Origin of the sequence: Enhydrobacter sp. (genome assembly GCA_025808875.1) — a bacterium.
In the GTDB taxonomy this organism is placed as follows: Bacteria; Pseudomonadota; Alphaproteobacteria; order Reyranellales; family Reyranellaceae; genus Reyranella.
Genome location: CP075528.1, coordinates 3,558,335 through 3,582,130 on the forward strand (window position 1 = coordinate 3,558,335; position 23,796 = coordinate 3,582,130).

Annotated in this window: 22 protein-coding genes; 10 read left to right on the plus strand and 12 right to left on the minus strand. The window is 66.0% G+C overall.

Going from position 1 to position 23,796, the window contains the following annotated elements; all coding sequences use genetic code 11:
• The first annotated feature begins 19 nt into the window (after nt 1–19).
• From KIT25_17710 to KIT25_17725, 4 genes are all read left to right on the plus strand, one after another.
• Nucleotides 20–769 (plus strand): SDR family oxidoreductase, encoded by a 750-nt coding sequence (locus KIT25_17710; protein ID UYN93872.1) that lies wholly within the window; start codon nt 20–22, stop codon nt 767–769.
• Between the two features lie 256 nt (nt 770–1,025).
• Nucleotides 1,026–2,057, plus strand: coding sequence for a TRAP transporter substrate-binding protein DctP (gene dctP / locus KIT25_17715; protein ID UYN93873.1), 1,032 nt, complete (start codon nt 1,026–1,028; stop codon nt 2,055–2,057).
• A gap of 18 nt (nt 2,058–2,075) precedes the next feature.
• Nucleotides 2,076–2,669, plus strand: coding sequence for a TRAP transporter small permease (locus tag KIT25_17720; GenBank protein ID UYN93874.1), 594 nt, complete (start codon nt 2,076–2,078; stop codon nt 2,667–2,669).
• 47 nt (nt 2,670–2,716) lie between these two features.
• A complete protein-coding gene (locus tag KIT25_17725) occupies nt 2,717–4,018 on the plus strand; it encodes a TRAP transporter large permease subunit (protein ID UYN93875.1) in 1,302 nt (433 codons plus the stop codon).
• A 12-nt stretch (nt 4,019–4,030) separates the two neighbouring features.
• On the opposite strand, the gene KIT25_17730 is transcribed toward KIT25_17725, so the two are convergent.
• Nucleotides 4,031–5,116 carry an alpha-hydroxy-acid oxidizing protein gene (locus tag KIT25_17730; protein UYN93876.1) on the minus strand — a complete coding sequence of 362 codons (1,086 nt, stop codon included), beginning with the start codon at nt 5,114–5,116 and terminating at the stop codon, nt 4,031–4,033.
• A gap of 55 nt (nt 5,117–5,171) precedes the next feature.
• Between KIT25_17730 and KIT25_17735 the strand changes: the two genes are divergently transcribed.
• Both KIT25_17735 and KIT25_17740 read left to right on the plus strand, forming a co-directional pair.
• Nucleotides 5,172–6,143, plus strand: a complete 972-nt coding sequence (locus KIT25_17735; protein UYN93877.1) for a TauD/TfdA family dioxygenase — start codon at nt 5,172–5,174, stop codon at nt 6,141–6,143.
• A gap of 54 nt (nt 6,144–6,197) precedes the next feature.
• Entirely contained in the window at nt 6,198–8,108 is a 1,911-nt protein-coding gene (locus tag KIT25_17740; GenBank protein ID UYN93878.1) for an ABC transporter substrate-binding protein, read from the plus strand.
• Here the strand turns inward: KIT25_17740 and KIT25_17745 are convergent, their stop codons facing one another.
• Together KIT25_17745 and KIT25_17750 are read right to left on the minus strand one after the other, a co-directional pair.
• The gene (locus tag KIT25_17745) at nt 8,109–8,663 is read right to left on the minus strand and encodes a sel1 repeat family protein (protein UYN93879.1); all 555 of its coding nucleotides are present in this window, start codon (nt 8,661–8,663) and stop codon (nt 8,109–8,111) included.
• A 21-nt stretch (nt 8,664–8,684) separates the two neighbouring features.
• Nucleotides 8,685–11,978 carry a biotin/lipoyl-binding protein gene (locus KIT25_17750; GenBank protein ID UYN93880.1) on the minus strand — a complete coding sequence of 1,098 codons (3,294 nt, stop codon included), beginning with the start codon at nt 11,976–11,978 and terminating at the stop codon, nt 8,685–8,687.
• A 14-nt stretch (nt 11,979–11,992) separates the two neighbouring features.
• Here KIT25_17750 and KIT25_17755 point away from each other — a divergent pair, with 14 nt between their 5' ends.
• A complete protein-coding gene (locus KIT25_17755; GenBank protein UYN93881.1) occupies nt 11,993–12,451 on the plus strand; it encodes a flavodoxin family protein in 459 nt (152 codons plus the stop codon).
• Here the strand turns inward: KIT25_17755 and KIT25_17760 are convergent, their stop codons facing one another.
• Genes KIT25_17760 through KIT25_17770 form a run of 3 tightly spaced genes read right to left on the minus strand, consistent with a single transcriptional unit; the run spans nt 12,452 to nt 15,564 of the window.
• Nucleotides 12,452–13,225, minus strand: coding sequence for a glucose 1-dehydrogenase (locus KIT25_17760; protein UYN93882.1), 774 nt, complete (start codon nt 13,223–13,225; stop codon nt 12,452–12,454).
• A 4-nt stretch (nt 13,226–13,229) separates the two neighbouring features.
• Nucleotides 13,230–14,453 (minus strand): acyl-CoA dehydrogenase family protein, encoded by a 1,224-nt coding sequence (locus KIT25_17765; protein UYN93883.1) that lies wholly within the window; start codon nt 14,451–14,453, stop codon nt 13,230–13,232.
• 10 nt (nt 14,454–14,463) lie between these two features.
• Nucleotides 14,464–15,564, minus strand: a complete 1,101-nt coding sequence (locus KIT25_17770) for an acyl-CoA/acyl-ACP dehydrogenase (protein ID UYN93884.1) — start codon at nt 15,562–15,564, stop codon at nt 14,464–14,466.
• A gap of 30 nt (nt 15,565–15,594) precedes the next feature.
• On the opposite strand from KIT25_17770, the gene KIT25_17775 reads away from it, so the two are divergent.
• Together KIT25_17775 and KIT25_17780 are read left to right on the plus strand one after the other, a co-directional pair.
• On the plus strand, nt 15,595–15,939 hold the full coding sequence (locus tag KIT25_17775) for a DOPA 4,5-dioxygenase family protein (GenBank protein ID UYN93885.1): 345 nt from the start codon (nt 15,595–15,597) through the stop codon (nt 15,937–15,939).
• A 3-nt stretch (nt 15,940–15,942) separates the two neighbouring features.
• On the plus strand, nt 15,943–16,425 hold the full coding sequence (locus KIT25_17780) for a CinA family protein (protein ID UYN93886.1): 483 nt from the start codon (nt 15,943–15,945) through the stop codon (nt 16,423–16,425).
• A gap of 8 nt (nt 16,426–16,433) precedes the next feature.
• Here KIT25_17780 and KIT25_17785 read toward each other — a convergent pair whose 3' ends face one another.
• The 4 genes from KIT25_17785 to KIT25_17800 all read right to left on the minus strand — a co-directional run bounded on the left by KIT25_17785 (nt 16,434) and on the right by KIT25_17800 (nt 19,439).
• Nucleotides 16,434–16,793, minus strand: a complete 360-nt coding sequence (locus KIT25_17785; protein UYN93887.1) for a hypothetical protein — start codon at nt 16,791–16,793, stop codon at nt 16,434–16,436.
• Between the two features lie 3 nt (nt 16,794–16,796).
• A complete protein-coding gene (locus KIT25_17790) occupies nt 16,797–17,756 on the minus strand; it encodes a hypothetical protein (GenBank protein UYN93888.1) in 960 nt (319 codons plus the stop codon).
• Nucleotides 17,757–17,860: 104 nt separating this feature from the next.
• Complete coding sequence (locus tag KIT25_17795) at nt 17,861–18,661, minus strand: glucose 1-dehydrogenase (protein ID UYN93889.1); 801 nt, start codon at nt 18,659–18,661, stop codon at nt 17,861–17,863.
• 4 nt (nt 18,662–18,665) lie between these two features.
• Nucleotides 18,666–19,439: an enoyl-CoA hydratase/isomerase family protein gene (locus KIT25_17800; protein UYN93890.1), complete on the minus strand. Its 774-nt coding sequence runs from the start codon at nt 19,437–19,439 to the stop codon at nt 18,666–18,668.
• A 70-nt stretch (nt 19,440–19,509) separates the two neighbouring features.
• On the opposite strand from KIT25_17800, the gene KIT25_17805 reads away from it, so the two are divergent.
• The gene (locus KIT25_17805; GenBank protein ID UYN93891.1) at nt 19,510–20,439 is read left to right on the plus strand and encodes a 3-hydroxyacyl-CoA dehydrogenase; all 930 of its coding nucleotides are present in this window, start codon (nt 19,510–19,512) and stop codon (nt 20,437–20,439) included.
• On the opposite strand, the gene KIT25_17810 is transcribed toward KIT25_17805, so the two are convergent.
• Together KIT25_17810 and KIT25_17815 are read right to left on the minus strand one after the other, a co-directional pair.
• Nucleotides 20,436–21,950 carry a DEAD/DEAH box helicase gene (locus KIT25_17810; GenBank protein UYN93892.1) on the minus strand — a complete coding sequence of 505 codons (1,515 nt, stop codon included), beginning with the start codon at nt 21,948–21,950 and terminating at the stop codon, nt 20,436–20,438. The two genes, KIT25_17805 and KIT25_17810, sit on opposite strands and share 4 nt — an antisense overlap.
• A gap of 223 nt (nt 21,951–22,173) precedes the next feature.
• Nucleotides 22,174–23,760, minus strand: a complete 1,587-nt coding sequence (locus tag KIT25_17815; GenBank protein UYN93893.1) for an alkaline phosphatase family protein — start codon at nt 23,758–23,760, stop codon at nt 22,174–22,176.
• Nucleotides 23,761–23,796 lie beyond the last annotated feature (36 nt).

The following is a 23,796-nucleotide window of genomic DNA, read 5'->3' on the forward strand; positions in this document are numbered from 1 at the left end:
CCGGCGAGGAGGAACACCCATGGCAAAGATCGCGATCGTGACAGGAGCAGGCAGCGGCATCGGCCGCGCCTCGGCTCTCGCCCTGCTGCAGAACGGCTACAAGGTGGCGCTGGCGGGCCGGCGCAAGGACGCGCTCGACGAGACCGCCAAGATGGCGGGCAACAACGCGCCCAATGCCATGGCGGTGCCGACCGACGTCACCAGGCGAGACGACATCGTGGCGCTCTTTGCCAAGGTCAAGGCGACCTGGGGCCGGCTCGACTTGGTGTTCAACAATGCCGGCGGCGGGGCGCCGCCGGTGCCGCTCGAGGAACTGCCCTACGAGACCTGGCTCTCGGTCGTCGCCGCCAACCTGACCGGCCCGTTCCTGTGCACGCAGGAAGCCATGAAGATCATGAAGGACCAGAAGCCGCGCGGCGGCCGCATCATCAACAACGGCTCGATCTCGGCGCATGCGCCGCGGCCCTTCTCGGTCGCCTACACATCGACCAAGCACGCCATCACCGGCCTCACCAAGTCGACCTCGCTCGACGGCCGCGCCTACGACATCGCCTGCGGCCAGATCGACATCGGCAACGCCGTCACGCCGATGACCGAGCGCATGACCAAGGGCGTGCCGCAGCCCGACGGCACGACACGGGTCGAGCCGCGCATGGATGTCGACGCGGTCGCCAAGGCGATCGTCTACATGGACAGCCTGCCGCTCGACGCCAACGTGCAGTTCATGACCGTGATGGCGACCAAGATGCCGTTCATCGGGCGGGGCTAGGATCGGCGGCACCCTCACCGGCCTCGGCGTGCTGCGCAGTCTCGCAACGCCGGACAGCGGCCCTCAAGGCGGCCGACCGGTGCGACGCTGGGCGGTCAATCCGGCCTTGCGGAAGGTTTCTGCGGTTTCTGCAGCGGAGTTGACGCCGAACGGATGAACCAGCCACCGGGAGAGCGCGACATGTTGATCCGCGTTCCGAACCTGTGCATGCTGTCTGCAAGCGCCAGAGCAAAGGTGCACGAAAAGGGAGGCTATCATGGCAAGAGCTCCGTTTGCGTGCGTTGCGTGCGTAGTTGCCGGTGTAGTGGTCGCGTCGCCTGCCGTTGCGCAGGACATCACCTGGAACTTCAACATCTTCGGGCCCAAGCGCGCGGTCACCGCGGGCATCGAGGCGATGGCCGACTTCTACAAGAAGGAGTCGGGCGGCAAGTTCGAGATCAAGATCCACTACGGCGCGGCGCTCGGTCCCGAGCGGCAGGCGCCCGAGGCGATCAAGGCCGGCGGCTATGAAGGCGCCCAGCTCTGCGCCGGCTACTATCCGAACAAGTTCCCGTTGACGACGGTGATGGAGTTGCCGTTCCTGCCGCCGCGTGACCTGGCGCAGAACGCCGTCGTCAACCACGCCGTGCTGCAGCATCCGGCCATCGTCAAGGAGATGGCCGAGCGCTGGAACATCAAGTATCTGTCGCCCACCTTCCTTCCGGCCTTCGAATTCATGGGCAACAAGCGCATCGCGTCGGTTGCCGACATGAAGGGCGTGAAGATGCGGATCACCGGACTGAACGCCAAGGCGTTGCAGGCATTCGGCGCGGTGCCGACGATGGTCACGGCGCCGGAGAGCTATCAGGCGCTCGAACGCGGCACGATTGACAGCTTCGGCTTTCCCTACAGCTACACGTTCGGCGCCTACAAGCTCTACGAAGTCTCCAAGTTCGTGACCGAAGGCATGGCGATGAGCGGCTTCCTGTGCTGGCAGGGCGTCAGCCTGACGGCATGGAACAAGCTGCCGGACGATCTCAAGGCCAAGCTGCCACAGGCCCAGGAGGCGGCCACCAAGGCCTTGATGGAGATCTACAAGAAGGAAGACGACAAGTGGATTCCGCTGTTCAAGGAAAAACTCGAGGTCACGCAGTTCCCTGAAGCCGAACGGAACAAGCTCATCGAAGCCTCCGGCCCGATCTGGAAGGAGTGGGCCAAGGAACAGGATAGCGCCGGCCGGCCGGGCACCGAGATTCTCGAGTTCGTCAAGGCGGAGGTCGGCAAGGCCAGGACCGCGGCCAAGAAATAACCCGACCGCTGTCCTTCCATGCATGAGTTGATCTTACTGGCGATCGTCGTCGCCGCCTTGATGGTGGTCACGACGATCGCGGCAGGAATCGTCGGCCGCCTGCTGCGACCGATCGAGATGGCGCTGGTCGCCGTGGCCGCGATGCTCGCCGTCTTCGTGATGGCGTTCGTCGGCGCCGAAGTGGCCATGCGATACCTCTTCGTCGCGCCCATACCGGGACATCTCGAGCTCAGCGAACTGCTGATGCCGATCATCGTGTTCCTCGGGCTTTCCTATACCCAGGCCACGCACGGGCATGTCGGCATGGACCTCGCGCTCGACATGCTGCCGAGGAACGCGCGGCGACGGGCCGTGATGGCGACGCTGCTGGTCAGCATCTTCATCTGTTCGGTGCTCGCCTGGTTCAGCGCCAAGAACGCCTGGCAGCTCTGGCTCTACGACGACGTCACCATGTCTCCGCCCTACTTCAAGACATGGCCGACGGGCGCCGCGGTAACGCTCGGCTATGCCCTGACGGCGCTGCGCATGTACCTGCAATACCTTCACCTGTGGAATCCGGATCGCTTTCCGGCCAACGAACCCGAAGCGGGCGGCATGCATGCCGTCGAGTAGCCACCGCTTCTTCACTGCCGCCCCGACAACCCCGGAAGGTCCGCGTCATGGATACCGTTAGCATCGGCGTCCTGTCGCTCGTCACGCTGACCTTGATCCTGATGTCGGGCGTGCGCATCGCCTTCGCCACGGCGATCTGCGGCTTCGGCGGATTGTGGATCATGCGGGGTTACGACCCGGCGGCGGCGCTCTCGGCGCAATCCATCATCGGCCACGCCACCAACTACAACCTGCTGGTGTTGCCGCTCTTCATCATGATGGGCTTCTTCGCCTACTACGCCAACATCACGCGCGATATCTACTGGACGGCGCGACAATGGCTCGGTCATCTGCCCGGCGGACTCGCGGTCGCCACGGTTGCCGGCAGCGCCGGCTTCGCGGCGGCCTGCGGCGCCTCGACGGCCTCGGCCGCGGTCATGGGCCGAGTGGCTCTCCCCGAACTCAAGAAATACGGCTACGACGACAAGATCGCGACCGGCTGTGTCGCGGCCGGCGGCACGCTCGCCATCATGATCCCGCCGTCGGTGTTGATCGTGATCTACGGCTTCATCGCCGAGGAATCGATCGGTGCGCTGCTGCTCGCCGGCATCCTGCCGGGGCTGCTGCAGGCGGTGAGCTACATCGCCATGTTGCTGATCCGCTTCAAGATCAATCCCAAGCTGGGGCTGCCGATCCGCGGCATCACCTGGCGCGACCGTTTCACGTCCCTCAAGGGCGTGTGGGGCATGATCGCCATCATCATGTTCGTCATGGGCAGCATGTACACCGGCCTCGCCACGCCCACGGAAGCCGCCGGCGTCGGAGCGTTGGGAGCGCTCCTGCTCGCGATTCCCCGCATGCGCTTCAAGGAGTTCCGGGCTGCCCTGGTCGAGACGGTGCGGACGACTTCGCTCATCTTCGCGATCATCACCGGCGTATTGATCTTCGTCCACTTCCTCGGCTTCACCGGCACGCCGGCGGCGATCGCCGCGAGCATCACCGGTCTCGACGTGCCGCCGATCGTGATCCTGATCGGCATCCTGGCGCTCTATCTCGTGCTCGGCATGTTCATCGACGGCATCGGCATGGTGCTGCTGACCGTGCCGATCATCCTGCCGACCATCAAGGCGCTCGGCATCGACCCCATCGTGTTCGGCATCCTGGTGGTGCGCATGGTCGAGATCGGGCTGATGACGCCGCCGGTCGGCCTCAACGTCTATGTCCTGAAGGGCGTCGCAAAAAACGTCAGCATGGGTGACATCTTCCGCGGCTGCGGCTGGTTCGTCGCGGTCGACATCGTCAACGTGGCGATCCTGCTCGCCTTCCCGGAGATCATCCTGATCATCCCGCAGACGATGATAAAATCCTGACGCCGCGGGCCGTCAGTAGCCTTCACGCAGCAGCGGGAAGGCCGAATGCACGCCGGGCTCGGTGGCCGGCGCGGCGGCGGCGATGTAGCTCCTGTCGAGTTGATCGAGGCGGGTGACGCCCAGCAGGCCCATGACCTCCTTCATCTCCTCCTCGAGCAACTCGACCATGCGCTCGATGCCGGCAGCGCCCGAGGCGGCGAGGCCGTAGCAATAGAGTCGGCCGAGACCGACCCAGTCGGCGCCCATCGCGATCGCCTTGACGATGTCGGAGCCGCGGCTGAACGAGCCGTCGACGATGATCCTGGCGCGGCCCGCCACCGTCTCGACGATCTCGGGCAGGACCGCCGCCGAGCCGCGGCCATGGTCGAGCTGGCGGCCGCCGTGGTTCGAACAGTAGACCGCCCAGACGCCGTGCTGGCAGGCGATCTCGGCGTCCTCCGCCGTACCGATGCCCTTCAGCAGGAATTTCACGTCGGGGAACCTGTCCTTCATCCGCTTGAAATTGTCCCAGGCGAAGGCGGCCTGGTGGTCCTGGCCCGTCGCCGCCGTGCGCCACGACTTGACGAAGCGCTTGGCGATGTCGCGCTCGCGCCGCGAATAGACCTGGGTGTCGACAGTGATGCAGAAGGCGTCGTAGCCCGCGCCCATCGCCTGCTTGACCCGCTCGGCCACCCAGGCGTCGTCGCCGCGCACGTAGAGCTGGTAGATCTTGGGGCCGGCGCCGCCCTTGACGATGTCCTCGAGCCTGAGCGTCGTCACCGAGCTGATCATCATGCCGACGCCGCCGGCCCCGGCGCCCCTGGCCACCGTGATGCCGCCGCCGGGCTCGAAGGATTCGAGCGAGCCGACCGGTGCGAGGATCACCGGAATCCTGAGCTTGCGGCCGAAGATCTCCGACGAGGGGTCGATCTTCGAGACGTCGCGCAGGACGCGCGGGCGGAAGGCGATCGAGTCGAGCGCCATGCGGTTGCGGCGCAGCGTCGTCTCCGTCTCGGTGCCACCGATGAGGTAGTCCCAGATGTTGGCGTTGAGCCGCACTTTCGCCGCTTTCACGAGTTCGTGCAGGGCGACGTACTCGTTCTCCAACCCGCTTGCCATGGTTCCCCCGGACTATTCGGGCTAGGATTAGCCCAATAAGCAATGGGAGGAAACGATGCCGGTTCGCTCTGCCGCACCGCGCAAGGCGGCAACGTCCGAGGTCCGCGTCAGGCCCCTCAACGGGTTCATCGGCGCCGAGATCGAGGGTGTCGACCTGCGCCGCCCGCTTTCGCCCGAGCAGTTCCGCATCGTCCACGACGCCTTCGTGCACTACGAGGTGATCGTGATGCGCGACCAGGACATCACGGTCGACGAGCAGATGGCCTTCGGCGCGCTGTTCGGCGAGCTCTCGATCCATCCCTTCTCGCCCAACCTGCCCGACAAGCCCGAAGTCATCATTCTCGACTACTCGGCCGACAATCCGCCGGCCCTGACCGACATCTGGCACGCCGACGAGACGTTCCGGGAGGCGCCGCCGATGGCCACCATCCTGCGTGCCAAGGTGGTGCCCGAGGTCGGCGGCGACACGCTGTTTTCCAGCATGAGCGCCGCCTATCGCGGACTTTCCGAGCGCATGAAGCAACACATCCACGGGCTCGAGGCGCTGCACGACTTCAAGCCGTGGCGGCCGCTGTTCGGCGAGCGGGACCGCGCCAGGCTGCGCCAGCTCGAGGACCAGTTCCCCAATCCCTGGCACCCCGTGGTGCGCGTGCATCCCGTCTCGGGCCGCCGCGTTCTCTATGTCAACCGGCAGTTCTGCGTGCGCCTCAAGGGACTCAAGCCGGACGAGAGCGACACGCTTCTGGAGTACCTTTATCGACAGGCGACGATCCCGGAGTATCAGCTTCGGGTGAAGTGGCAACCCAATACGCTGGTGATGTGGGATAACCGGTCGGTGCTGCACTACGCGGCGCACGATTACTATCCTGCGCGCCGCGTCATGGAGCGTGTGACCGTGAAGGGCGACCGGCCGATCGGGGTACGCGGCGCCTACGCACCCGATACCGTTCCCGCCAATGGGACCGTCAAGCCGAGTATCCCGGAAGGCATGCGGCCTGGCCCAAGACGTGCGTTCGACCGGTACTGATTTTCGACATCATCGGGGCCATATTGTGCTGTGGGTAGAGCACACGAGGATGGGATGAAAAGGCGTGTTTTCGCGGCAGTAATCGTTCTCGGCACCTTCTTCCTGGGGCCGCTGGCGACGGCCAATCCCCTGCCGACGATGCAAGAGACACCCTCCCTCGCCGAGCAGGTGAAATCGGGCGCGCTGCCTCCGGTCGCCAAGCGCATCCCCGAGCAGCCTTCCATCGTGCAGCACTTCCCCGGCGGCGACGGCATGGGTCGGGTGGGCGGCGACTTGAACATCCTGATCGGCGGGCCGCGCGACACGCGCCTGATGACGATCTACGCCAATGCGCGCCTGATCGTCTACGACGACAAGTTCAAGCTCCATCCCGACATCCTCGAGAGCTACGACGTCAAGGAAGGCCGCGAGTTCACCCTGAAGCTGCGGGCCGGGCACAAATGGTCGGACGGCCACCCCTTCACCACCGAGGATTTCCGCTATTTCTGGGAAGATGTCGCCAACAACAAGGAGCTGTCGCCGCGCGGGCCGCCCGTCGAGTTGCTGGTCGACGGCAGGCCGCCGAAGGTCGAGATCATCGACGAGCGCACGGTCCGCTACACCTGGGACAAGCCCAACCCCTACTTCATCCCCAGCCAGGCGCGAGCCGCGCCGCTCTGGCTGTACCGCCCCGCACACTACCTGAAGAAGTTCCACATCAAGTACACGCCGGCCGAGGAGATCGCCAAGGCGGCCAGGGGTGGGCAGAGCATCAAGTGGGTGCAGATCCATCGTCGCGTCGATGTCATGTACAACAACGACAATCCCGACCTGCCCACGCTCAACGCCTGGGTGCTGACGACGGCGCCGCCGGCGCAACGCTTCGTGTTCGCGCGCAACCCCTACTACTACCGGATCGACGAGCAGGGCGTGCAGCTTCCCTATCTCGACCGAATCATCTTCACGGTGGTGGCTCCCAACCTGGTGCCGGCCAAGGCCGGCCTCGGCGAGGCCGACCTGCAGCCGCGCTACCTCAACATGCGGGACTACACGTTCCTGCAGAAGAGCAGCAAGACCTCGGGCGTGCTGGTGCGCCTGTGGGAGTCGGGCTCGGGCGCCCAGATCGCGCTCTATCCGAACCTCAACGCCAAGGACGAGGTATGGCGCAAGGTGATGCGCGACGCGCGCTTCCGCCATGCCCTCTCGCTCGGCATCGATCGCGCCGAGCTCAACGAGGTCGTCTATATCGGCCTCGCCAAGCCCTCGAACAACACGATCATGGACCGTTCGGAGCTCTTCAAGCCCGAGTACGCGACGAAGTGGGCCAACTACGACCCGAAGCTGGCCAACAAACTGCTCGACGAGATGGGCTTGGCCAAGCGCAACGACCAGGGCATCCGCCGGCTGCCCGACGGCCGTCCGGCGACCATCGTGGTCGAGCACACCAGCGAGGAGACCGAGGACAACGACGCGCTGGCCCTCATCACCGACCATTGGAAGAAGATCGGTATCCAGCTCCTGGCCAAGCCGCAGACGCGCGAGAACTTCCGCCTGCGCGTCTCGTCCGGCGATGCGATCATGACGGCCTACGCCGGCGTCACGACGGCGGTGCCGACCGTCGACACCAGCCCGAAAGAGTTCGCCCCCACCATGCAGGGTGGCCTTCAGTGGCCGCAATGGGGCATGTTCGTCGAATCGAACGGTACGCAGGGTGAGAAGTGCGACTTGCCGGAAGCCTGCAAGCTGCTCGACTATCTCTCCGAGTGGGAGCGTTCGGCCGATCCCGCGGTGCGCCAGAAGGCGTGGGAAAACATCCTGCAGACCCACGCGGATCAGACCTTCTCCATCGGCACGGTCAACGGCATCCTGCAGCCGATCGTGGTCAGCCCCAAGCTGCGCAACGTGCCGGAGAAGGGCTACTACGCCTGGGATCCCGGCGGATACATCGGCCTCTACAAGCCCGACACGTTCTGGCTGAAGGAATAGCTACCGTTCCGGCTTGGCTTTCCAGGCGGCGACCAGGCCGTCGCCTTGGGCGATCGCCGCCCGACTCATGCGCGCCATGACATGGTCCCGGTTGGCGGCGGAATCGGCCAGCACGAACCACTTATAGGCTTGCACGTCGTCGCGCCGCACGCCGCGCCCCGTGGCATACATGGCGCCGAGATTGGCCTGGGACGGCCGGTAACCCTGGTTGGCGGCGCGCGTGTACCAGGTGACGGCCGCCGCGAGCGCATACTCCGCCGGCAGACCGTGGCCCGCCTCGTACATGTGCGCGAGATTGTGCTGGGCGACGACATGGCCCTGGTCGGCGGCGCGACGGTACCATTGGGCGGCGGCGGCGTGGTCCTGCGCCATGCCGCGGCCAAGATCGCAAAGCACCCCCATCCAGAACTGCGCGTCGGCATCGCCCTTATCGGCCGCCGCACCCCAGATCTCTAGCGCAGACGCGTCGTCGCCGCGATCGTAGGCAGCCTTGCCGTCCTCGACCGGGCCGGCCAGCGCCGGCGCCGCGAGGACAAGCAGCAGTAGAAGGATCACCCGTATCACAACGGACGCAGTCTACCACGTATCGATGTTGGGGCGCTTCTTGTGCCGGAGCGGCTCGCGCCTGGGGGCCGCGAGCAGGCCGGTGGCGATCCAGCGCCGCGACTCGGCGGGGTCGATCACCTCGTCGACTTCGAAATAGGTCGCGGTGCTCAATGCCTTGCCGCGGGCATAGGCCGCCGCCACCATCTTGTCGAACAGCGCGCGCCGCTCGGCCGGATCGCCGATCGCCTCCAATTCCTTGCGATAGCCCAGCTTGACCGCGCCCTCGAGCCCCATGCCGCCAAACTCGCCGGTCGGCCAGGCGATGGCGAAGGTGCCGGCGTGAAAGGACCCGCCGGCCATAGCCTGCGCGCCGAGCCCGTAGGCCTTGCGCAGCACGATGGTGCCGAATGGAACGGTGAGGTTGGCACCGGTCACGAAGAGCCGCGAACAGTGGCGCACCAGCGCCGTCTTCTCGATCTCGGGGCCGACCATCATGCCCGGCGTGTCGCACAGGAACAGCACCGGCAGATCGAAGGCGTCGCAGAGCTGGAGGAAGCGCGCCGCCTTGTCCGAGCCGTCCGAATCGATGGCGCCGGCGAGATGCGTCGGGTTGTTGGCGACGATGCCGAACGGCTTGCCCTCGACGCGGGCGAGCGCCGTCACCATACCGGGCCCGAAGGCGCGCCGGATCTCTAGCACCGAGCCTTCGTCGGCGAGCGTGTCGATCACGGTACGGACGTCGTAGACGCGCAGACGATTCTCGGGGATCGCCCGACGCAGCAGCCGCTGGTCGGCGCAGCGCCAGTCGGGCAGAGCGCCCTGGAAATACGAGAGATACTTCTTGGCGACGGCGACCGCTTCCTGTTCGTCCTCGACCGCGATGTCGACCGTGCCGTTGGGCACCTGCACGCTCATCGGGCCGACTTCCTCGGGCGCGAAGACGCCGAGATTGCCGCCCTCGATCATCGCCGGCCCCCCCATGCCGATCGACGAATTCCTGGTCGCGATCACCACGTCGCAGCAACCGAGGATCGCGGCGTTGCCGGCGAAGCAGCGGCCCGAGTTGATGCCGACCAGCGGCGACACGCCGCTCAGCCGGCCGAAGATGTGGAACGCCATGGTGTTCAGGCCGGCGACCGACTGGACGTCGACGTCGCCCGGCCGTCCGCCGCCGCCCTCGGTGAAGAAAACCAGCGGCAGCCGGTCGGCCTCGACGATCTCGAACAGCCGATCCTTCTTGTGATGGTTGGTCTTGCCCTGGGTGCCGGCGAGCACCGTGTAGTCGTAGTGGGCGATCGCCGTGCGCGAGCGCTCGGGCCCGAACAACGCGCCGTTGACGCAGCCGATGCCGGTGATCAGTCCGTCGGCCGGCGTCTTCTCGATCAGGTCCTCCTGCGTCCGGCGCGTCCGCTGGCTGGCGATGGCGAAGGCGCCCCATTCGATGAAGGAACCGGGGTCGATCAGGTCGTTCAGGTTCTCGCGCGCCGTGCGCTGGTTGGTCTTGCGTCGTCGCGCCACCGAATCGGGCCTTCTGTCGTCCAGCGTCATGGCGCGACGCTCGAAATATTCGGCAAGATCAGGACGGATGTGGTCGAGATCGATCGTTTCGGCCACGGTCGCCCCTCGCACCTCGACGTCGGCCTCCTCGACGAAGAGCAGCGCATGGCCTTCATAGATGGTCTCACCCGCCTCGACCGCGATCCGTCGCACGTAGCCTCGCGCCGGACTCCTGATCTCGTGCTGCATCTTCATGGCATCCATGATCAGGAGCGGCTGACCGACCGCGACAGCGTCCCCTTCCTCGACGGCGATACTGACGATCGTGCCTTGCATGGGCGCCGGCACCGGCACCGTGCCTTCCGGAGCATTGCTCGCGGAGGCGGCCGCGTCGCCCTGCGATTTTCCGTAAGCCAGGACAGCCAACGGATCGATGGCATCGACCCGCGCGCCGGCTTGCCGCGGCGGCACCGGCGGCTTCTCGAATTGTTCTGCGACTTCCACCAGACGCGCGGCGTGCTCGTCGATGAAACGCGTGTGGACCTTGTTGGCGCGAAGTGCCTTGTCGGCGATCAGCGCGCGCAGAAAGCCGATGTTCGAGGGCGCACCTTCCAGGCGGAACGCCATCAGGGAGCGCTCGGCCCGGATCAGCGCCGCCTCGAACGTCTCGCCGTGCACGATCACCTTTGCGAGCAACGAATCGAAGTTCGGATTGGTGCGGTAGCCGGCATAGCCATAGGTGTCGACACGCACGCCGAGTCCGGTTGGTGGCTCGAAAACGCCGAGAGTGCCACCGCTGGGCTTGGCCGAGCCGTCGGCGGTCATGGTTTCGAGATTGACGCGAAGCTGGATAGCGTGGCCGCGCGGGCCTTCACTCTCGGGCAGAACGCCGCTCAATTGCGCCTTCACCAGGTCGACACCCCACACTTCCTCGGTGACGGTGTGCTCGACCTGCAGGCGCGGATTGGCCTCGATGAAGAAGAAGGCATCGCCATCGACCAGGAACTCGAACGTGCCGAGGCTCCTGTACTTTACCGCCTTGGCCATCGCGGCTGCAGCTCCGACGATCCTTTTCCGCAACGCCGCCGACAAGCCCGGACTCGGCGCCATTTCGACGATCTTCTGGCTACGCCGCTGCAGGCTGCACTCGCGCTCTCCCAGAGCGACGATGCGTCCTTTGCCGTCGCCCACGATCTGGATCTCGATGTGGCGCGCCCTTCCGACCAGGCGCTCGGCATAGAGAGCACCGTTGCCGAAGGCAGCCTCGGCCTCGGCAGAGGCGCGGGCGAAAGCCTCGGTGATCTCGTCTTCCTGCCTGACCAGCCGCATGCCACGCCCACCACCCCCGGCGATCGCCTTGATGACGATTCCCGCCTTGGCGTGCTTTCTGAAGAACGTGGCGATGCCCGCAGCATTCGTCGGCCCCTCGGTGCCGGGCAACACTGGCACCTTGCATCTGACGGCATGCGCGCGCGCCCGTGCCTTGTCCCCGAACAGGTCGAGCTGCTCGGGCGTAGGGCCGACGAAGCGAATCTTCGCTGCACCGCAAGCCCGGGCAAAGTCCGCGTTCTCCGACAGGAACCCATAGCCCGGATGCACGGCGTCGCAGCCTGCTGCCCGGGCCGCGTCGACGATGCCCTGAACATCGAGATAGGCCGCCGCACCCCTTCCATTCAATGCCCGGGTCTCGTCGACGCGCCGCACATGCAGCGAAGCAGCGTCATCCTCGGCGTGGACACCCACAGTGGTGACGCCAAGCTCGGCAGCGGCCTGGGCGATACGAATGGCGATCTCGCCGCGGTTGGCGATCAGCAGTTTCTTGACCATGGTAGGATCCGGCTATGGCAAAACGGCTCCTCATCGTGGCACATGCCCCGTCCGACAACACGCGCGCGTTGCGCGACGCCGCCGAACGCGGTGCGCGCAGCGAAACCGGTATCGAAGTACACGTCGTGGCACCGCTGCAAGCGGGACCGGACGACGTCCTGGCGTCGCAGGCCGTGATCCTCGGCACGACCGAGAACCTGGGCTACATGAGCGGTGCCCTGAAAGACTTCTTCGACCGTTCCTACAACCCGCTGCTCGACAGGACGAGCGGTCTGCCCTGCGCACTCTACATTCGCGCTGGCAGCGACGGCACCGGGACACGCCGCGGTATCGAGACCATCCTCACCGGCCTGCGTTGGCGCGCGGTCCAGGAACCTCTGATCTGTCGGGGACCGTGGCAGCCCACTTTCGTCGGGCAATGCGAGGAACTCGGCGCGGCGATGGCGGCGGGACTGGCTACCGGCATCTTCTGATCAGTGGGCCGTCCAGCCGCCGTCGACCACCAGGCCGGCTCCGGTCATGAAGCTCGCGTCGTCGGAGGCCAGGAACACGATGCCCTTGGCGATGTCCTCGGCCATTCCCAGCCGGCCGATCGGATGCAGTGCGAGCGTCGCCTGCCGCGCCTTCTCGGTGTCGTTGGTGCCGACCTGCCTGGCACGCATGACAAAGGTCTGCTGTCCCATGTCGGTCTCGATGAGGCCGGGATGGATCGAGTTGACTCGGATCTTGTACCCTTTGCGACCGAACTCGAGGGCCGTCGACTTGGTGAACAGCGTGACGCCGCCCTTGGTCAACGAGTAGAGCGGATCAAGCTGGCTGCCGACCAGCCCCGCGATCGAGGCGAGATTGACGATGGCTGCATTGCCACTCTTCTTCAGATGCGGCAACGCCGCGCGCGTGCCCAGCACGACGCCGGTCAGGTTCACCGCGACCAATCGCTGCCACTCCTCGAGAGAGGCTTCCTCGACGCCCTTGCCGTTGAAGATGCCGGCATTGTTGACCAGCACGTCGAGCTTGCCGTACTTGCCGACCGTGACGTCCATTGCCTCCGCCCAGCTCGCCTCCTGGGTGACGTCGAGATGCACGTAGAGTGCGTCGATCTCCCGGGCAAGCTTGCGGCCGGCTTCGTCGAGCACGTCACCGATCGCTATCTTCGCACCCGCAGCCGCCATCAATCTCGCCGTCGCACCGCCAATGCCGCGTGCGGCACCCGACAGGAAGGCGACCTTGCCGTCGAGCCTGTTCATGGCGTTACTTCTTTCCCAGCTGATTGAACGGGATGTCCTTGTCGACCCGGACATCCTGAGGCAGCCCGAGGACGCGCTCGGCCACGATGTTGCGCAGGATCTCGTCAGTGCCGCCGGCAATGCGGAAGCCGGCGCCCCCGACCCATTGCGCCTGGAAGCCCGCGGCATGCGGCACGTCCTCCTTCATGATCCCGGCCGGCCCCATCAGTTCCATGGCGAAAGCGCCCATGTCCTGCATCTTGGGTGCCGCCACGATCTTGATGATCGACGATTCGGGTCCCGGCGTCTGTCCCTTGGAGAGCGCCGTCAACGTGCGATAGCGCGTGAGCTTCAGGCCCTGCTGCTGGACGTACCAGTCGGCAATCCTGCCGCGCACCTGCTGGTTGCGGATCGCGGGTCCGTCTTCGAGGTCGGTGTCTCGTGCCAGCTCCATCAGTTCGTCGACATCGAGGCCACCAGCGGGCAGGCCGACGGCGAGCCGCTCGTTCATCAGGGTGGTGAGCGCCGCCTTCCAGCCCTCGCCCACCTTGCCCAGTCGCTGGCTGTCGGGGATGCGCACGTTGGTGAAGAACACCTCGTTGAAGTTGGCGCCGCCGGAAATCTGCTTGATCGGCCGTACCTCGATACCCGGGGTCTTCATCGACAGGAAGAACATGGTGAGGCCGGCGTGCTTGGGTACGTTCGGATCCGTGCGAGTGATGACGATGCCATAGTCGCAATAGTGCGCACCCGAGGTCCAGACCTTCTGCCCGTTGATCACCCAGTGATCGCCGTCGCGCTCGGCGCGCGTGCGGATGCCGGCTACGTCCGAGCCGGCCGCCGGCTCGGAGAAGAGCTGGCACCAGACTTCCTCGCCGAACAATGCCGGCCTGACATAGCGCCGGAGCTGCTCCGGCGTGGCATAGGCCATCATGGTCGGAATACACATGCCGAGCCCGATGTCGAAGAAGCCGAGGGGTACCAGGTAGTTCGCCTCTTCCTGCTGATAGATCACCTGCAGGATCGGCGATCCACCGCGGCCGCCATATTCCTTCGGCCAGGTGATGCGGGCGTATCCAGCGGCGGCCTTCTTGGCCTGCCACTCCCTGGCTTTCGCGAGGAGATTGGGATCGTCGTTGCGTGCCCGGAAGCTCTGCTTGTCGTCGGTCTTGCGCGTGGCGTTGGCGTCCAGCCAGGCGCGGACTTCCTTGCGGAAGGTGGCTTCCTCGGGAGTGTCGTTGAAGTCCATCGTCGCCTCCTCAGGCCGCGTTCTTCTGTTCCAGGCGATTCACCAGCTTGTCTTTCCACGCCATCGGCCCGCCGATGGACAGCGCCATCAGCTTCGCCCGGCGCAAGTGGAACTGCGTATCCGCTTCCCACGTGAAGCCGATGCCGCCATGCGTCTGGATGTTCTCCTTGGCGGCGAATTCGTAGGCATCCGTCGCGGCGATACGCGCCGCCGCTGCTGCCAGGGGCAGGTCGGCACCGCCCTCGGCCAACATCATAGCGCCGTAATAGGCGTTGGAGCGCGCCAGCTCGAGCTTGACGTAGCAGTCGGCGAGCTTGTGCTTGATTGCCTGGTAGGAGCCGATCGCGCGGCCGAAAGCCTGGCGCTGCAGGGCATAGTCGCGCGCCATCCACATCGCCGCTTCCGCGCCGCCAACCTGCGCGAAAGAAAAGTAGACCGCTGCCGTGTCGTACAGACGCTCGAGCAGCCGCCAGCCCTCGCCCTCGGCGCCGAGCAACTCGGCATTCGCATCGGCGAAAGTGAGCTCGGCGTGCTTGCGCGCGGGGTCGATCGTCTCGACCCGCCGCTTGGTCACCGCCTTTTGCGTGAGGTCGACCAGCACCAGCCCGTTCTTGGCGAGCACGACAGCGAAGGTCGCCGCTTCACCGTCGGCGACCGGCACCTTCCTGCCGTTGAGCTTGCCGCCGCCGAAGGTCGTGGTGACGTTGCGCGGCTTGGGCGGCTGCGGCCCCTCGCTCACGGCCAGCGTGCCGATCGCCTTGCCCTCGGCGAGGAGCGGCAGCCACTTCCTCTTTTGGGCGTCGGAGGCCGCCAGCTTCAGCGCCTCGGTCGCCAGCACGACCGACGTGTCGAACGGCACCGGCGCCGCGGCACGGCCGATCTCTTCGGCGACGACACAGAGCTCGAGCGGCGAGAGGCCGAGCCCGCCGAACGCCTCTGGAATGCCGGTCGCCGGCACACCGAGCTCGACCAGGCCCTTCCAGACCTCGTCGGCGTGGGTTTCGGGGCCGTCGAGCACCCGGCGCACGACCTTCATCGGGCACTTGTCGGAAAGGAACTTACGAACCTGTTCCTTGAGCAGCTTCTGGTCGTCTGAGAAATCGAAGTTCATGATGCGAGAAAGCTAGCATAGGGTTGGACGATGGAAACCCCGCAGATCAACGACTGGCACGCCCACGTCTACTTCGATGCCGCCACGCGAGACGCCGCCTGGGCGCTACGCGAGCGCATAGAGAAATCGTTCGACATCAGTATGGGCCGCTTCCACGAGAAGCCGGTCGGTCCGCACCCGCGCTTCAGCTATCAGGTGCATTTCCGCAACGACCAACTCGCTCCGCTGCTGTCCTGGCTGGCACTGAACCGCGGGGACCTCACGGTCTTCGTGCACCCCAACACCGGCGAGGCGCTGGAGGACCATCGCGACCGAGCGATCTGGCTCGGACAGCAGGTACCGCTCATACTGGACGTCCTGAAGAGGAAGGCCTGACCCATGGACATATTGCTGCCGCTCGCCCAGCGCATCGGCGAGAAGCTGAAGGCGCGCAAGGAGACGATCGGCATCTCCGAATCTTCCGCCGGCGGTCTGGTTTCCGCGGCGCTGCTCGCTGTGCCGGGCGCCTCGGCCTATTTCATGGGCGGTGCGGTGGTCTATACGCGGCCGGCACAGGACGCCTTCCTCGCCGTGCCCAAGGAGAAGCGCGCCGGCGTGCGCTCGTCGAGCGAGCCGTGGGCGCTGCTGGCAGCGGAGCATGTGCGCGAGCGGCTGAAGACCACCTGGGGCTTGGCCGAAACCGGCGCCGCCGGCCCGACCGGAAACTCCTACGGCGATCCCGCCGGCCACACCTGTGTCGCCGTCGTCGGCCCCGCGGGCAAGATCGCGCGCACGCTGCGGAGCGGCTCCGGCGACCGTGTCGCCAACATGCGTGCCTTCGCGGCCGAGGCGCTGAAGTTGATGGATGAGCAGCTGCCCTAGCGCGACCGTCAACCGATCTGCTTCTGGACGCTCTTGATGGCGTTCACCGCGTCGGTGCCATGACCTAGAAACTTGTTGGCCTTTTTCAGAATTGCGGTGGCGTTGGGCATCTGCTTGGCCGTGTCGTTGAGGTTCTTGGTCGCCGCCTTCAATCGCTTCAGGGCTTCATCGAGTTCGGCGCTCCCCAGTATCTTCTTCCTCGCTTCTCGCCTGATTTCGGCGCGCTTGTCCCTGAACTCCTTCAGGCGCTTCTCCTGCTCCTTGGATGGCTCCTCGATGGTACCCAGCTTTCTGATCGGTGCGTTGTACTCAGCGGCGGCGAGGTCGCTTTGGCGCAGAATGTCGTCGGTAGTAGCCTCGTTTGCCATGGATCAGGCTCCCTTTTTGGCGGAGCCGGCGCCGGAGGCTTCAGACAGCGCCTTCTGCACCGCCTCCACCTTGTCCTTCAGTTCACCGAGACTCTTGATCAGTTGCTCGAAATCAATCTTCGGATTGTTCACTGCCGCGACCAGTTCCTCATGTGCCTTGGCAAGACCCTGAGCAGCAGCGGCCGGGTCCGCCTTGCGCAAGTCCTCGACAGCAGCGAGCAACGCCTCAAGGTCCGCAAGTCGCGTTCGATAGGTCTCGTCGCTGTTTCCCGGGCCGATACGGCGACGCACAAGCGCGGCCTCGTCCAGGAGCTTGCCCTGGCGTACCTCCATCAACACAACTAGTTCGCCTTGTAGCGTGTTGGCGATCGTCTTCATCGGCTTCACATCGTTCTTGGCCGGCGCATCTACAGCATTCACCGCATTGCGCAGCGTCTCGTAGCGCTGAATGTCCAGTGCCGTCCCCACCAGCCAGCCAAAGAGATTTACGCCCGCGGCTATGACGGGAGCTGCCGTTACACCGACACCTGTCGCCGCCATCAATCCCTGAACCGCTTTCGCCAGGTTGCCGACCTCCTTGTCGAACTCCGCTCGATCGCTCGCCTTGGTCACGGCGGCGAGCGCCCCGGTATAGGCGTTGAGCACCGTCACCAATTCCTTGACCTTGGGATCGATCGGATCGGGATCGGCGATGACCGGTGAGCCACCGACAGCGTAAGGCCTGCATGGCGGCCCATCCTTGACGGACTGTCCTGGCTGGCAGCTGACGGGGATGGCAACGCGGCGCTGATGATAGATGAGATCCCGCCGCGCGGCCGCCAAGGCGTCGTCGCGCAGCGTTTGATGACCGGCCGCCACCGATGTGGCGAGTCCCTTCGCACTGGCGTCGAAATCGCCCACTTCCTTCGAAAAGCCGTAAGGAGAACACCCCGCCAAGGCCGCTACTGAAAGCGCGGCGACCACCGGACAAAATCCCCGCATTGATCCCCCTGAATCGCATCAATGCTCACGAGGGGGCACACAGAGTCAAATCGCTTTCGCGCACACCTGAATATCGGAATCGTCGGCTATGTACGGGGTGTCGCCCGGCCGCCGGCGGTGATGCCGCCGTCGATCACCAGCTCCTGGCCGGTGATGTAGTTGGCGGAATCGGTGCAAAGGAACAGCACGCCATTGGCGATGTCCTGGGCCTCGCCCACCCGTACCAGCGGCGTGATCGCCGCCGAGCGCTCGGCTGGATCGATCGGTGCGTTGCGGCGGTTACCCTCGGCGCCGGTCGGGATCTTGCCCCAGATCGGCGTGGCGATGATGCCGGGATGCACCGAGTTGCAGCGGATGTTGTCGGCGGCATGCTCGAGCGCGACCGACTTGGCGAGCAGCCGCACCCCGCCCTTGGTCGCCGAGTAGGCCGCGAGATAGGGCGCGCCGCGCAGGCCGGCGATCGACGACATCAGCACGATCGAGCCGCCGCCGGCCTTCCTCATCGCCGGGATGGCATGCTTGATCGACAGGAACACGCCGTCGAGGTTGATCGCCTGCTGGCGCTGCCAGTCGGCGAGCGTCATCGTCTCGATCGGCGACATGATGCCGATGCCGGCATTGGCCACCATGATGTCGAGCCGGCCGAAATGCTTCTCGGCTTCGGTGATCACCCCCGGCCAAGCGGCTTCGTCGCGCACGTCTTGATGCTGGTAACGCGCCTTGCCGCCCGACTTGAGGATGCGCTCGACGACGCCCTTGCCCAGCGCGTCATCGACGTCGGTCACCAGCACCGCCGCGCCTTCACGCGCCAGCGTCTGCGAACAGGCCTCGCCAATGCCCGAGGCGCCGCCAGTGACGACGGCGACCTTGCCCTGAACCTGACCCACGTTCCTAGCGGCCCTTCCAGTTGCCCGGGCGCTTCTCGGCGTAGGACTTGATGCCTTCCTTGAAATCGTCGGTCTTGCGCGTCCAGTCCTGTTCGGTGAGCTCGCGCTCGGTCGCCGCTTCGGCGGCGTCGGCGAAGCCGCGCCGCATCGTCTCGCGGGTCGACACCACGGCGAGCGGGCCGCTCTCGGCGATCTCCGCGGCGAGGCCGATCGCCGCCTTGCGCACGTCGGCAAGCGGCACCAGCACGTCGGCGAGCCCCCAGGCATGGGCTTCCTCGCCGCCGATTCGGCGGCCGGTATAGAACATCAGGTTCGCCTTCTGCTGGCCGACCAGACGCGGCAGGGTGAAGGTGAGCGCGAAACCCGGGTGGAAGGCGAGCCGCGTGAAGTTGGCGGAGAAGCGCGCCTCGGGAGCGGCGACGCGGAAATCGGCCATCACCGCGAGGCCGAGGCCGCCGCCGATCGCGGGCCCCTGCACCGCGGCGATGCTGGGCTTCCGGGCGCGGAACAGGCGCGTTGCCTCCTTGTAAAGGTGCTTGCCGCTCTCGGCCGCACCGGTCTGCGGGCGGTTGGCGAAGTCGGCGCCGGCACAGAACGACTTGCCCTGCGCGCAGAGGACATAGGCGCGGACGTTGGTGTCGCGATCGAACGCCTCGAAGGCATCGGCGATCTGGTTGATCAGCGAATTGTCGAAGAAATTGTGCGGCGGCCGCTGGATCTCGACGATGCCGACATGACCTTCGCTCGTGACGCCGATATCCTTGTATGTACCGCTCATGCGTTTCTCCATCTGAATGAGCCGGATATTGCCCCGCGACAGGGGGCCAGTCGAGTTGGGAGGACCAAGAATGTCGCAAAGCGAACACCATGCCCTCGTGATCGGCGGCGGGACCATGGGCGTCGGCATCGTCGCCATGTTCTTAGGCAGCGGCTGGAAGACCCACGTCGTCTCGCGCTCGACTGGCACGCGCGAAGGCCTGCCGGCTGCGAGCGCCCGCGCGCTCGAAGCGATGGGCAAGAGCACGGACACATCGGGTCTTGCGACCTATGCCACGCTCGCCGAAGTGCCGTGGAACAAGATCGACATCGCCGTCGAGACCGTGACCGAGGACCTGCCACTGAAGCAAAAGCTGTTCGCCGAGATGGAGACGCTGTCCCGGCCTGGCGTGCCTCTCACCTCGAACTCCTCGAGTTTCCCGATCAGCGAGATCGGCAAGGGGCTGAAGACGCAGAGCCGCATGATGGGTCTGCACTTCTTCATGCCGGCCCACCTCATCCCATTGGTCGAGGTGGTGCGCTCGATCCACACCGACGTGAAGCTCGCCGAAGAGGTCGGCGAGACCATGCGCGCGCTCGGCAAGCGGCCGGTGCAGGTGAAGAAGGACGTGATCGGCTTCCTCGGCAACCGTATCCAAGGCGCCCTGATGCGCGAGGCGCTGTGGCTGATCGAGCAGGGCGTCGCAAGCCCCGAGGACATCGACGCCACGGTGCGGCTCTCCTTCGGCTTTCGCTACGCCGCGGCCGGCCCGATCGTGCAGAAAGAACATTCCGGCTGGGACACGACCTGCGCTGTGGCCAAGATCATCTGGCCAGACCTCTGCAACGAGAAGGGCCCGCCGCCGGTGCTGCAGCGGAACGTCGACCAGGGCCGTATCGGTTTCAAGACCAAGCGCGGTTTCTTCGACTGGAACGACGAGTCGATGAAGAAAGAGCGCGCCCGTTACGAGCGCGCCCTCAACAAGTGCCTGGAGATCTTCCGCGAGGAAGGGATCGTCTAGGCCGCGCGGCCGCGGCCGCGGCCGCCGCCACCGAAGCGACGGCCGCCGTTGCCGCGCGACGGTCCGCCGAACGGCCGGTCGCCGTATGGACGGTCGCCTTGGGGACGCGGCGTATAGGGTCGCTTGGCATGCGGGCGAGCGCTGTAGGTCTGCTCGGCCTGCGGGCGATCGCTCCGAGGCTGGTCGCGATAGTCGCCGCGCGCCCATTGATGCTCGGCCGGCGCACGATCACCACGCGAACGCCCGCCTACGGAACGATGGTGACCGTTGCCACCGCGACCGGAACCACGATGCTGGCGCGGGCGCTCGTCGCGCCGGTCCTCGCCCTCGTCCCTGCCGTCGCGGGCACCCGGCGCCGGCATGGCGGGCATGTCCTCGTTGGCCGGCGTCGGCACGACGGCGATGCGCTGGTTGGTCAGCCGCTCGATGCTCTTGAGCTGGCCGCGTTCGCCGCCGTCGCAGAACGACAGCGCCACGCCCGAGGCGCCGGCGCGCGCGGTGCGGCCGATGCGATGGACGTAGCTCTCGGCGTCGGCCGGCAGCTCGTAGTTGATGACGTGCGTCACGCCGCTCACGTCGATGCCGCGCGAGGCGAGATCGGTGGCGACCAGCACGCGGGCCCTGCCGCGGCTGAAATTGTCGAGCGCCTTCTGGCGGGCGTTCTGCGACTTGTTGCCGTGAATCGCCTCTGAGCGCACACCGGTCTTGTCCAGCGCCTCGGCGACGCGATTGGCGCCGCGCTTGGTTCGCGTGAAGACGATCACGCGCTCGAGCTCGGGGTCGCCGAGCAGATGGCTGAGCAACGCCCGCTTGGCGGCAGCGTTCACGAAATAGACGCGCTGGTCGATCTTCTCGACCGTGCGGCCCTGCGGCGCGATCTCGACGCGCTCGGGGTTCTTCAGGATCTCGGCAGCGAGCTTGGCGATGTCACCCGGCATCGTCGCCGAGAACATCAGCGTCTGACGCTGCTTGGAGACGGACGCCACGATGCGGCGCACGTCCTTGATGAAACCCATGTCGAACATGCGGTCGGCTTCGTCGAGCACGAGGAAGCTGACATTGCCGAGGCGCGCATGGCCCTGCTGCATCAGGTCGAGCAGGCGGCCCGGCGTGGCGACCAGGATGTCGACGCCGCGATGGAGCGTCTCGATCTGGCGGCCGAAACCCAGCCCGCCGATCACCATGCCGAGGCGCAGGCCGAGACCGCGCCCGTAGGTATCGAAGGAACGGGCGATCTGGACGGCGAGCTCGCGCGTCGGCGCCAGCACCAGAGCGCGCGGGCTCTTGGGCTCGGCGCGGCGGTTCTGGGCAGCGAGGTGCTGGAGCACCGGCAGGGCGAAGGCTGCGGTCTTGCCGGTGCCGGTCTGGGCGATGCCCAGCACGTCACGGCCTTGCAGCAGCAGTGGAATGGTGCGAGCCTGAATGGGCGTGGGTTGTTCGTAGTTGGCGTGCTTCAGTGCACGCAGCAACGGCTCGGCCAATCCGAGGTCCGTGAAAGTCGGGTTGTTCACTAAATACGGTCCAGTTGTCGGCTCGCTCCCAAGCGCGGTTGGGGCGGCTCTTGCTTCTAAGAGATTGTCCCGGGATGAGGCGCCCTGAAACTTCGTGGCGCGTCGCGCAATCGCGAGAAATCCGTATGCATCCGCGCGAGGATCGCGTGGACGGGCCGTATATGGTGGCGCAATGCGGCAAAGTCAAGGCGTCGTTCAGCGCGACGGGACCGCCGTCACCGCTCTAGGAACGGACCTGCAGCCCGTCAGGCGAGGCGGCCATGCCAGTGAAGCCACGCTCGCTCGAAAGGATGCGCCACGACAACATCTTCTGCGCACAGGCCAGCATCGCCGGTGCAGCAGTCGGATCGCGCGACAAGTCGTCGAGGCAGTGCGGATCGCGCGCGAGATCGAAGAAGAGCGGTGGCAGCGCCGCAAAATGCACGTACTTGTGGCGCTCGTCGCGGATCACGGCGAGAGAGCATGCGTCCATTGGCAGGCCGAGCTCCTTCTCGGAATCGGCCGGACCCAATCCCCGAAAGTCGAACTCCCAGTGAACCTCGCCGCGCCAGTCCGAGACGTTTCGCCCATGGACGAGCGGCAGCAGGGAACGGCCGTCGCACTGGCGCGGCGCGTTCAGTCCGCACCACTCGAGTATCGTCGGCATGACGTCGACTGCTTCGGTGAACCGATCGATCGCCGAGCCGCGCGCCGCATCCGCCATGCGCGACGGGTCGCGCACGATCAGCGGCACATGGTAGGCCTCGTCGAAATAGCCCTGCTTGCCGAGCATCCAGTGGTCGCCGAGCATCTCGCCATGGTCGGAGGTGACCACGATCAACGTCTCGTCGTAGAGCCCCCATTCCTTCAGCCTGTCGATCAGCCGCCCAACCTGGTCGTCGACCTCCTGCACCATGCCGTAGTAGGTCGCGCGCAGCTGGGCGATCTCGGCATCGCCCAACGCCGACACGACACCTTGGCCCGTCACGAAGTAGCTCGCCTGGCGCTGCGTGCGCAGATAGCTGGCGAGCAGCGGATGCTGCCGCGCCTCCCGTTCCGCCGTCGCGGCCCGGACCGGCGGGACCATCGCCGCGGCATCGTAGAGCGCATGATAGGGGGCCGGCGCGACGAAGGGCGGATGCGGCCGGATGTAGGCGGCATGCGCAAACCACGAGGTGCCGCGGCGCACCGAGATGTAGTCCAGCAGCGCGTCGGTAAGGAAGGCGGTGATGCTGTCCTCTGCGCGGAAGCGCGCGGGCGCGAAAGTCGGCCCGCAGCCGCCGTCGACGCCCGCTGCCGGCCGGTAGACTTCCGTCACGTCGTCGGCAAACGGATAGCCCCTGGCCTGCAGATGCGCCATCCACGGGAGGGGACGTTCGGGCAACACCAGCTCGGCCGAAAACCCGGGCATCACCGATTCGTAGGTACGCAGCGCGGGATCGGCCGGATCGAGCCCGGTCGGATCGACGGTCGTGTCGGTGTAACCGAACAGCGCGGGGTCGTAGCCGGCCTTCCGGCATTCCAGCGCGATGTTGGTGAAGCGGCGGGCAAGCGGCGTGCCGTTGCGCACGACTCCGTTGTTGTGCTGGTAGGTGCCGGTGAGCAGCGCGGCGCGGGACGGGCCGCACGGCGAGGCCTGGACGAAATGCCGGCGACACAGCACGCCGTCCGCCGCCAGGCGGTCGAGATTCGGCGTCTTAAGGATCGGATTTCCGGCACAGCCCAGTGCGTCTGCCCGCCACTGGTCGACCACGATGAAGAGGATGTTGCGCCGCGAGACCATGCGCCTCCCGTAGCCGAATTCGTTTCTCCGGTCGATACGCGAGGCCATGGCGGCGACGCGATGCGGCCTCTAGGATGGGCCTCC

Coding starts and splice junctions, on each gene's coding strand:
- KIT25_17710 (UYN93872.1), top strand. CDS start 20: ATGGCAAAGATCGCGATCGTGACAGGAGCAGGCAGCGGCATCGGCCGC.
- dctP (UYN93873.1), top strand. CDS start 1,026: ATGGCAAGAGCTCCGTTTGCGTGCGTTGCGTGCGTAGTTGCCGGTGTA.
- KIT25_17720 (UYN93874.1), top strand. CDS start 2,076: ATGCATGAGTTGATCTTACTGGCGATCGTCGTCGCCGCCTTGATGGTG.
- KIT25_17725 (UYN93875.1), top strand. CDS start 2,717: ATGGATACCGTTAGCATCGGCGTCCTGTCGCTCGTCACGCTGACCTTG.
- KIT25_17730 (UYN93876.1), bottom strand. CDS start 5,116: ATGGCAAGCGGGTTGGAGAACGAGTACGTCGCCCTGCACGAACTCGTG.
- KIT25_17735 (UYN93877.1), top strand. CDS start 5,172: ATGCCGGTTCGCTCTGCCGCACCGCGCAAGGCGGCAACGTCCGAGGTC.
- KIT25_17740 (UYN93878.1), top strand. CDS start 6,198: ATGAAAAGGCGTGTTTTCGCGGCAGTAATCGTTCTCGGCACCTTCTTC.
- KIT25_17750 (UYN93880.1), bottom strand. CDS start 11,978: ATGGTCAAGAAACTGCTGATCGCCAACCGCGGCGAGATCGCCATTCGT.
- KIT25_17755 (UYN93881.1), top strand. CDS start 11,993: ATGGCAAAACGGCTCCTCATCGTGGCACATGCCCCGTCCGACAACACG.
- KIT25_17760 (UYN93882.1), bottom strand. CDS start 13,225: ATGAACAGGCTCGACGGCAAGGTCGCCTTCCTGTCGGGTGCCGCACGC.
- KIT25_17765 (UYN93883.1), bottom strand. CDS start 14,453: ATGGACTTCAACGACACTCCCGAGGAAGCCACCTTCCGCAAGGAAGTC.
- KIT25_17770 (UYN93884.1), bottom strand. CDS start 15,564: ATGAACTTCGATTTCTCAGACGACCAGAAGCTGCTCAAGGAACAGGTT.
- KIT25_17775 (UYN93885.1), top strand. CDS start 15,595: ATGGAAACCCCGCAGATCAACGACTGGCACGCCCACGTCTACTTCGAT.
- KIT25_17780 (UYN93886.1), top strand. CDS start 15,943: ATGGACATATTGCTGCCGCTCGCCCAGCGCATCGGCGAGAAGCTGAAG.
- KIT25_17785 (UYN93887.1), bottom strand. CDS start 16,793: ATGGCAAACGAGGCTACTACCGACGACATTCTGCGCCAAAGCGACCTC.
- KIT25_17800 (UYN93890.1), bottom strand. CDS start 19,439: ATGAGCGGTACATACAAGGATATCGGCGTCACGAGCGAAGGTCATGTC.
- KIT25_17805 (UYN93891.1), top strand. CDS start 19,510: ATGTCGCAAAGCGAACACCATGCCCTCGTGATCGGCGGCGGGACCATG.
- KIT25_17815 (UYN93893.1), bottom strand. CDS start 23,760: ATGGCCTCGCGTATCGACCGGAGAAACGAATTCGGCTACGGGAGGCGC.